Here is an 8759-nt window from a genome sequence, read left to right on the forward strand (position 1 = left end):
GCCGTGGGCCTCGCGGTCGTCGGCGATCGATGCGCCGTCCCAGGTCACACGGCCGACGGTGGGCGACAGCAGCCCGGCGAGAAGGCGCAACAGGGTCGACTTGCCGGCGCCGTTCGGGCCGCGCAGCACCACCGCCTCGCCCGGCGCGACCGTCAGCTCGATCCCGGAAAAGACCGCCCGCTCGCCCCTGATGATGCCAAGGTCCGAGGTCGCCAGCATGATGTCAGTCGACCTTGCCGCCGCCGCGCCCTTCGCCATCGACGAAGCGCCGCGCGCCCGTCGCCGCATCCTCGAGCACGCTGGCGCCGATGTAGAATTCGTTCTGCAGCGCGCTGTCGAGCGACAGGTTCCACTGCTCGTAGGCCGAACGCCGGTCGGATTTCATGCAGGCCTGCGGGAAGGCGGCGATCTCGGCCGCCAGGGCTTCGGCCGCCGCGCGCGCCGTGCCCGCGGGCACCACCCGGTTGACGAGGCCCATCGACAGCGCCTCGGCGGCGCCGACCGCGCGGCCGGTGAGAATGAGGTCCATGGCCCGGCCGAAGCCGATGATGCGCGGCAGGCGCACCGTGCCGCCATCGATCAGGGGCACGCCGAATCGGCGACAGAAGACGCCGAGGATCGCATCCTCTTCCGCGACCCGCATATCGGCCCAGAGCGCGAGTTCGAGGCCGCCGGCGACGGCATGACCCGAGATCGCGGCGATGACCGGCTTCGACAGGTCGAGGCGGGTCGGCCCCATCGGGCCGTCGCCATCGGGCTCGGCGCGGTTGGTGTTCTCACCGCTCGCGAAGGATTTCAGATCGGCGCCGGCGCAGAAAGTACCATGGTCGCCCCAGAGCACGGCGACCCGCGCTTCCTCGTCGGCATCGAAGGCGCGGAAGGCATCGGACAGGGCTTCGGCGGTCGGGCGGTCGACGGCGTTGCGGGCATGGGGACGCGACAGGATGATCGTCGTCACAGGCCCGTTGGTCTCGACATGCACGGCCATGGCAAGGCTCCTTCACCAGCTCGAATTGCGCGCATCATAGGCACGCATGGCGGCCTAGCCAGAAAAATCGCGCGGTTCAAGGGCTCACGACCATCGTCGGGACTTCACGAGCGCGCATCGCCTCACTATGCTCGCAACCGATCCACGAGGCTGATCGCAGCAGCGGTCCCCATGCCTTTCGTGTCGTCGCCTGAATTGTTCATTCATGGAGTCGCTCCGTGCCCTCGCTCGACAGCCTGAAGACCCGCAAAAAACTGACCGTAGGCAAATCCTCCTACGACTATTTCAGCCTCAAGGCCGCCGAGAAGGAATTGGGCGATCTGTCCCTGCTCCCCGTCTCGCTCAAGGTCCTGCTCGAGAACCTGCTGCGCAACGAGAACGGCACCACGGTGACCGTCGACGACATCAAGGCCGTCGCCCTGTGGCTGAAGGACAGGAAGTCCGATCGCGAGATCGCCTTCCGCCCGGCGCGCGTCCTGATGCAGGACTTCACCGGCGTTCCCGCCGTCGTCGACCTCGCCGCGATGCGCGACGCCATGGCCGCCATGGGCGGTGATCCGAACAAGATCAATCCGCTCTCCCCCGTCGATCTCGTCATCGACCATTCGGTGATCGTCGACGAGTTCGGCTCCAAGGGCGCCTTCAAGGACAATGTGAAGCTGGAATACGAGCGCAACGCCGAGCGTTACGGCTTCCTGCGCTGGGGCCAGCAGGCCTTCAACAATTTCCGCGTCGTGCCCCCGGGCACCGGTATCTGCCACCAGGTGAACCTCGAATATCTGGCACAGACGGTGTGGACGGCCAAGGAAGGCCGCGTCAACGTCGCCTATCCCGACACGCTGGTCGGCACCGACAGCCACACCACCATGGTGAACGGCCTCGCGGTTCTGGGCTGGGGCGTCGGCGGCATCGAGGCCGAGGCCGCGATGCTGGGCCAGCCCATCTCGATGCTGATCCCCGAAGTCGTCGGCTTCAAGCTGAAGGGCAAGCTGCGCGAAGGCACCACCGCGACCGATCTCGTGCTGACCGTCACCCAGATGCTGCGCAAGCATGGCGTCGTCGGCAAGTTCGTCGAATTCTATGGCCCGGGCCTCGACCAGCTCTCGCTCGCCGACCGCGCCACGATCGCCAACATGGCGCCGGAATATGGCGCGACCTGCGGCTTCTTCCCGATCGACGCCGAGACCATCAACTTCCTGAAGTCGACCGGCCGCAAGCCCGGCCGCGTCGCCCTCGTCGAGGAATACGCCAAGGCCAACGGCCTGTGGCGCACCTCGCGCACCAAGGACCCGGTGTTCTCCTCGACCCTCGAACTCGACATCTCGTCGGTCGAGCCGTCGCTGGCCGGCCCGCGCCGTCCGCAGGACCGCGTCGCCCTCTCGGGCATCGCCGAGAACTTCATGTCGGAACTCGTCAAGCCGAAGCCCGGCTTCGACAAGGCCGGCAAGGAAAGCCAGCCGGTGAAGGTCGCCAGCGGCAAATATGAAGTCGACCATGGCCATGTGACCATCGCCGCCATCACCTCCTGCACCAACACCTCGAACCCCAACGTGATGCTGGGCGCGGGTCTGCTGGCGCAGAAGGCCGTGGCCCTCGGCCTCAAGGTGAAGCCCTGGGTGAAGACCTCGCTCGCGCCGGGCTCCAAGGTCGTGACCGATTACCTGGCCAAGGCCGGCGTCGACAAGGCGCTGGACAAGCTGGGCTTCAACCTCGTCGGCTATGGCTGCACCACCTGCATCGGCAACTCGGGCCCTCTCCCTGAGGAAGTCGCCGACGCGGTGACCAAGGGCGATCTCGTCGCCGGCGCCGTCATCTCGGGCAACCGCAACTTCGAAGGCCGCGTCAATCCGCTGGTGAAGGCGAATTACCTCGGCTCGCCGATGCTGGTCGTCGCCTATGCCATCGCCGGCTCGCTGAAGATCGACCTGACCAAGGATCCGATCGGCACGGGCAAGGGCGGCAAGCCGGTGTACCTGAAGGACATCTGGCCGACCAACCAGGAAATCACCGACACCGTCCGCAAGTGCGTGACCGCCAGCCAGTTCCGCGCCCAGTACAAGGACGTGTTCGGCGGCGACAGCAACTGGAAGAAGGTCAAGACGACCGAGTCCCAGACCTACGACTGGAACAACAAGTCGACCTATATCCAGAACCCGCCCTATTTCGACAAGATGCCCGCGACCCCGAAGGCCGTTTCGGAAGTCACCGGCGCCCGCATCCTGGCGATCTTCGCGGATTCGATCACGACCGACCACATCTCGCCCGCCGGCAACATCAAGAAGGATAGCCCGGCCGGCAAGTATCTGGTGAAGAACAAGGTCGATCAGGCCGACTTCAACCAGTACGGCGCCCGTCGCGGCAACCACGAAGTCATGATGCGCGGCACCTTCGCCAACATCCGCATCAAGAACGAACTGGTGCCCGGCACCGAAGGCGGCGTGACGAAGTATTTCGGCAAGCCCGGCGAGACCATCGCCGAGCCGAAGACCGAAGCCATTTACGACGCCTCGATGAAGTATCAGAAGGCCGGCGTGCCCCTGATCGTCGTCGCCGGCAAGGAATATGGCACCGGCTCGTCGCGCGACTGGGCGGCGAAGGGCACCAACCTGCTGGGCGTCAAGGCCGTGATCGCCGAGAGCTTCGAGCGCATCCACCGCTCCAACCTGGTCGGCATGGGCGTCCTCCCGCTCGTCTTCAAGGACGGCGCGGACCGCAAGTCGATCGGCTTTGAGGGCACGGACGTCATCGACCTCGTCGGCTTCGCCGACAAGCTGACCCCGCGCATGGACGTGACCTGCCGCATCACCAAGGCCGACGGCACCGTGAAGGAAATCCCCCTCCTCCTCCGCATCGACACGGTGGACGAGGTCGACTACTTCAAGAACGGCGGCATCCTGCAATACGTGCTGCGCGGCCTGCTGGCGGCCTGATCCGTCTGCATCCGACAGAATGAAGGCCGGGGTGGCGACACCCCGGCCTTTTTCATTGGGGACTCTGATCCCGACTGTTATCGTTTCACCACAAACTTACCGATTCATGATCAATTCGCCACGACCGTTATCGTTTTGCCACGACTCGGGCAGAATATGATCGCTTTTCCACGCCGAGAATCGAAATGGCAGCTTCGCGCAGAACAGAAGAAGAACCTGCCGATGCGGGCCAATCATGGCTTCGGCGGCACTTGCAGCTCGACGTGCCGCAATCTGCGGTGCGGAGTTTCTGTGTCCCCGGCAGCCGCAGAACCGTACATGATGGTAACCAGATCAGCGAATTCTATCCGCCCCGCTACTGGCCGGGCGATACCGCGATGGATCATCTGAAATTCAGCCTGAAATACGAACCGCTGGATCTTCGGATCATCGTCGCGACGTTTCACCGTCTGCCGCCAACCGATCTGCTGACCTGGATCAGAAAGGCTCCGACCAGCAAGTACAGCCGTCAGATCTGGTTTCTCTATGAGCGCCTGACCGGCCAAATTCTCGACCTCCCGGACTTGACCACCGGACCTTACGTTCCGGCGATCGACCCACAGCGGCATGTCGCCGCGAAACCCGTTCACTCACCGCGCCACAGAATCTACGACAATCTCATCGGCGGAGGTCCTCTCGCGGTCATCATCCGCAGGACCAAAAAGCTCGAAACGCTCATGTCCGTCGACATCGAGGACGCGGTTCGTGCCGTCGTCGACCTCTACGACCCCGACCTCATCAGGCGCGCCACGAGCTACCTCTTCACCAAGGAGACCCGCTCTTCCTTCGCGATCGAGGGCGAAAGGCCGAGTTCCCTGCGCACGGAGCGCTTCATTTCCGCGCTGCGCAGGGCTAGCGACTTCGACCCCATCGACACCAATGCGATCATCGCCCTTCAAAACCAGATCGTCGACCCACGCTATGCGGCGAAAGGCTGGCGCGATGTCCAGAACTTCGTCGGGGAAACGACCCCCGACTACTCGGAGCGTATTCACTACATCTGCCCGCAACCGGCTGACGTGCCCTCGCTCATGCGCGACTGGCAGTTGATGGCCTATGCGCTAGAAGAAGATGCAACGATACCCGCCGTCCTCGCCGCGGCCATCGTCTCCTTCGCCTTCGTCTTCATACATCCGTTCGAAGACGGCAACGGGCGTATCCACCGCTTCCTGATCAATAACGTCCTCGCGAGACGGAAGGCCATTCCCGAAGGCTTCATCTTTCCCGTTTCGGCTTCCATCCTGCGCCACAAGCATGAATACGACCGCGTGCTGGAGCTGTTCTCCCGCCCCCTGCTGGACATCATCGACTGGCGTTACGACGGCCGCACCCTGACGGTCGAAAACGACACCGCCCTCCTCTATCGCTACTTCGATGCGACGGCCCAGGCCGAGTTTCTGTACGAACGGGTGATCGACACGATCGCCAACGACCTGCGCGAGGAACTCCGCTTCCTGTCGGTGTTCGACAAGGCGACCGCCGCGATGCGGGAAATCGTCGATATGCCCGACCGCCGCCTGCATCTGTTCTTCAAGCTGTGCCTGCAGAACGCCGGCCGTCTGTCCAGGGGCAGGAGAGACGATTTCCCCGAACTAACGGACGGGGAAATCGCGGCCCTCGAACAAGCGATCGCCGACGCGCGCGCCGAAGGCTGATCCCCCTAAGGCCGCTTCACCGGCGGGGCCATGAAGGCGGGGGAGACCGGGTCGGGGATGCAGCGGGCGAGGATGGCGTCGATCTCGGCCTTGGCTTCGGCGTCCACGGTCCAGCCGTCGATATCGCCGACCGGATCGAGCTGGTCCGGGCGGCGGGCACCCCAGAGGGCGATGGTCGGCCCCTGGTCCAGCACCCAGCGGATGGCGAGCGACAGCACCGTCTTGCCCCAGCGGCGGCGGGCGAGGGCGTCCAGCTCGGCGACCGCGTCGAGATAATGGGCGAAGCGCGGCGCCTTGAACTTGGGGTCGTTTTGGCGCAGGTCGTCGCCGGTGAAGGGCGTGTCGATCTTGATGCGGCCGCTGAGCAAGCCGCGGCAGATCGCGCCATAGGAGAGGACGGTAAGCCCCGTCTTCGCCGCATAGGGCAGGACGTCCGCCTCGATCTCGCGCTCGAGGAGATTATAGGGCGGCTGCACGGCGTCGAGCGCGGCGACGGCGCGGAACTCGTCCATCTGTTCGGGCGAATAATTGCTGACGCCGATCGAGCGGATCTTGCCCGCCGTCTTCAGGTCTTCCAGCACCCGCGCCGTCTCGTCGATGGGGGCTTCGAGGTCCGGCCAGTGAATCTGGTAGAGGTCGATGACATCGGTGCGCAGCCGGCGCAACGAGTCCTCGATCTCGAGGCGCAGGCGCTCCGGCCGGGAGTCGCGAAATACCTTGCCGTCGTTCCAGGCAAGGCCCGCCTTGGTCGCGATCTGCGCCTTCGCCCGGTAGCCGCCGATGGCGAGGGCCTTGCCGACAATGTCTTCCGAGGTGCCGAAACCATAGACCGGGGCTGTGTCGACAAGGGTCACGCCCCGGTCGATGGCGCTGTGGATGGTGGCGATGGATTCCGCTTCATCGGTGCCGCCCCACATCCAGCCGCCGATCGCCCAGGTGCCGAGGCCGATGCGCGACGTCGTCACGCCCGAGCTGCCGATTTCGATCTGTTCCATGCCCATGTCCCATCGAGAAAGCCACAACGGTCTCAACGATGGCGCCCGCCCGCCGATCTTTCCAACAGAAATAAGCGATGATATTCATCTGCTGAACAGATGAATGAACCGTGCCATGGAACTTCGCCAGCTGCAGCATTTCGTCGCCGTCGCCGAGGAGGAGCAGTTCACCCGCGCCGCCCGACGGGTGAACATCGTGCAATCAGCCCTCTCCACCTCCATCCGCCAGCTGGAGGTGGAGCTGGGCGCGCCCCTGTTCATCCGCAGCACGCGCCAGGTGCGCCTGACCGCGGCGGGCCGGGTGCTGCTGGACAAGGCACGCGCGGTGATCGAGGCGGCACGGGATGCGCGGGAGGCGGTCGCCGCCGTGCAGGGGCTGCGTCAGGGCACGCTCTCGATCGGCTCGGTCCAGGCCTTGCCGGCCTTTCTCGACCTGCCCAGCCTTCTGGCCCGGTTCCACCGCCTGCATCCGGGCATCGAGGTGCGTCTGTGCCAGGGCGATGCCGGCCATCTGATCGACAAGATCAGGGACGACCGGCTGGACCTCGCCATCCTGCCCCTGTGCGATCCGCCGCCCGATATCGCCACACGCCTGATCGCCTGCGAGGATCTGGTGCTGGCGACGGCACCGGGCCATCCGCTGGCCGGGCGGGAGGCCCTGCCGCTGGAGGCCCTGCGCGGCCAGCCCTTCGTCGATTTCGCGCCGGCCTGGGGCACGCGCCGGCTGATCGACCGCAGCTTCGCCGACGCCGGGCAGGAGCGGCACATCGCCTTCGAGGTCAGCGATCTCGAAACCCTGCTGGAGTTGGTCGCGCGCGGCCTCGGCGTCGCCCTGATCCCCGAGGCGATCGCCCGGGCGCGGCGCCCCGCCCTCGCCATCTGCGGGCTCGCCGGCCCGGAAATGTGCTGGGAACTGGTGGTCGCCCATGCCGAACCCGCCGGCCATCCGCCGTCGCCGGCAACGGCGAGTTTCCTCGATCTTCTCGCCGAGGCGGGCGGCCTGGTCGAAGCCGCCTGAGCCCCTGCGCGAGCCTGCGGCAAAGGCGGCGCTTGCTTGTGCGCCGCACCTGTCCCCAAACTGTCATGGACATCGAGGGGAGGGGCCCATGCTCAAGGACGCGCGCGGCAACGACGTGACCACCGACAACCCCGTGGCGGTTTCCGCCATCAACCGCATGTGCGACCAGTGGCTGGGCTACGGCCAGGCCGCCAGCGCCATCTTCGAGGGGATCGCCGCCGATCCCCGCTGCACCCTGGCCCAGACCCTGGGCGCCGTGCTCAACCTCTTCCTCGAATCCGCCGCCGGTGTCCGCGCCGCCCAGCCTTTCCTGCAAAAGGCCCGCCAGGCGGTGAACAAGGCGACGAAACGCGAGCAGCTGTGGCTCTTCGCGGTCGAGGCCTGGGCCAAGGGCGATACCGACCTCGCCATCCGGCTTCATCTCGACATCGCCACGCACTGGCCGCGCGATCTCGCCAATGTGAAACTCTGCCAGTATCATCAGTCCAATCAGGGCGATGCCCAGGGCATGCTGGCCGTGGCCGACAGCGTGCTGCCCGCCAATCGCGACGATCCCTATATCCACGGCATGCGGGCCTTCGCCCTTCATGAATGTGGCCGCCTGCGCGATGCCGAGATCGCCGGCCGCTATGCCGTCGAGCTGCGTCGGCGCGAGCCTTTCGCCCATCACGCCGTCGCCCATGTCCTCGACACCGAAGGCCGGCTGGACGAGGGTATCGAATGGCTGGAAGCCCTGGCCGATACCTGGGACGACTGCAATTCCACCATGCTGACCCACAATTGGTGGCACCTCGCCCTGATGCATCTCGACCGGGACGATGGCGAGGCCGTGCTCGACCTCTTCGACCAGCGGATCTGGGGCGTGTGGAAGGAATGCGCCCAGGACCAGATCAATGCCGCCGCCCTCCTGTGGCGGCTCGAGCTTTGCGGCGTCGACGTGGGCACGCGCTGGCGCGATGTCGCCCGCCATGTCGGGCGGCGCGAAGCGGACCATATCGAGCCCTTCCACGACCTGCATTACCTGATGGCCCTGCTGCGCGGTGGCCCGGATGGTCAGGCCCGCCGCCTGCTGCTGGCGATGGAACAGGAAGCGACGAAGGCCAAGCGCCACCGCCGCGCCGCCTGGGTCGAGGT

General features: G+C 65.7%; 7 protein-coding genes. 4 read left to right on the forward strand and 3 right to left on the reverse strand.

Features of this window, described 5'->3' with window-relative positions; translation table 11 throughout:
* Both WAZ62_RS10200 and WAZ62_RS10205 read right to left on the reverse strand, forming a co-directional pair.
* Positions 1-219, reverse strand: a 219-nt coding sequence (locus WAZ62_RS10200) for an ABC transporter ATP-binding protein (protein WP_422643416.1), incomplete at its 3' end; no start/stop codon positions are given.
* A gap of 4 nt (positions 220-223) precedes the next feature.
* Complete coding sequence (locus WAZ62_RS10205) at positions 224-988, reverse strand: crotonase/enoyl-CoA hydratase family protein (protein WP_422643417.1); 765 nt, start codon at positions 986-988, stop codon at positions 224-226.
* A gap of 218 nt (positions 989-1206) precedes the next feature.
* Between WAZ62_RS10205 and acnA the strand changes: the two genes are divergently transcribed.
* Positions 1207-3918: an aconitate hydratase AcnA gene (gene acnA, locus WAZ62_RS10210; RefSeq protein ID WP_422643418.1), complete on the forward strand. Its 2712-nt coding sequence runs from the start codon at positions 1207-1209 to the stop codon at positions 3916-3918.
* A gap of 185 nt (positions 3919-4103) precedes the next feature.
* A complete protein-coding gene (locus WAZ62_RS10215; protein ID WP_422643419.1) occupies positions 4104-5612 on the forward strand; it encodes a Fic family protein in 1509 nt (502 codons plus the stop codon).
* 5 nt (positions 5613-5617) lie between these two features.
* Here WAZ62_RS10215 and WAZ62_RS10220 read toward each other — a convergent pair whose 3' ends face one another.
* Complete coding sequence (locus tag WAZ62_RS10220; RefSeq protein WP_422643420.1) at positions 5618-6607, reverse strand: aldo/keto reductase; 990 nt, start codon at positions 6605-6607, stop codon at positions 5618-5620.
* Positions 6608-6710: 103 nt separating this feature from the next.
* On the opposite strand from WAZ62_RS10220, the gene WAZ62_RS10225 reads away from it, so the two are divergent.
* Both WAZ62_RS10225 and WAZ62_RS10230 read left to right on the forward strand, forming a co-directional pair.
* Positions 6711-7625 carry a LysR family transcriptional regulator gene (locus tag WAZ62_RS10225; RefSeq protein WP_422643421.1) on the forward strand — a complete coding sequence of 305 codons (915 nt, stop codon included), beginning with the start codon at positions 6711-6713 and terminating at the stop codon, positions 7623-7625.
* Positions 7626-7713: 88 nt separating this feature from the next.
* A partial coding sequence (locus WAZ62_RS10230; RefSeq protein ID WP_422643422.1) for a tetratricopeptide repeat protein occupies positions 7714-8759 on the forward strand: 1046 nt, incomplete at its 3' end.

The organism is Zavarzinia sp. (assembly GCF_049306435.1).
In the GTDB taxonomy this organism is placed as follows: domain Bacteria; phylum Pseudomonadota; class Alphaproteobacteria; order Zavarziniales; family Zavarziniaceae; genus Zavarzinia.

What these genes read in the sequence shown, in the direction of transcription:
- WAZ62_RS10205 (WP_422643417.1), bottom strand. Translation starts at nt 988, where the DNA reads ATGGCCGTGCATGTCGAGACCAACGGGCCTGTGACGACGATCATCCTG.
- WAZ62_RS10215 (WP_422643419.1), top strand. Translation starts at nt 4,104, where the DNA reads ATGGCAGCTTCGCGCAGAACAGAAGAAGAACCTGCCGATGCGGGCCAA.
- WAZ62_RS10220 (WP_422643420.1), bottom strand. Translation starts at nt 6,607, where the DNA reads ATGGAACAGATCGAAATCGGCAGCTCGGGCGTGACGACGTCGCGCATC.
- WAZ62_RS10225 (WP_422643421.1), top strand. Translation starts at nt 6,711, where the DNA reads ATGAACCGTGCCATGGAACTTCGCCAGCTGCAGCATTTCGTCGCCGTC.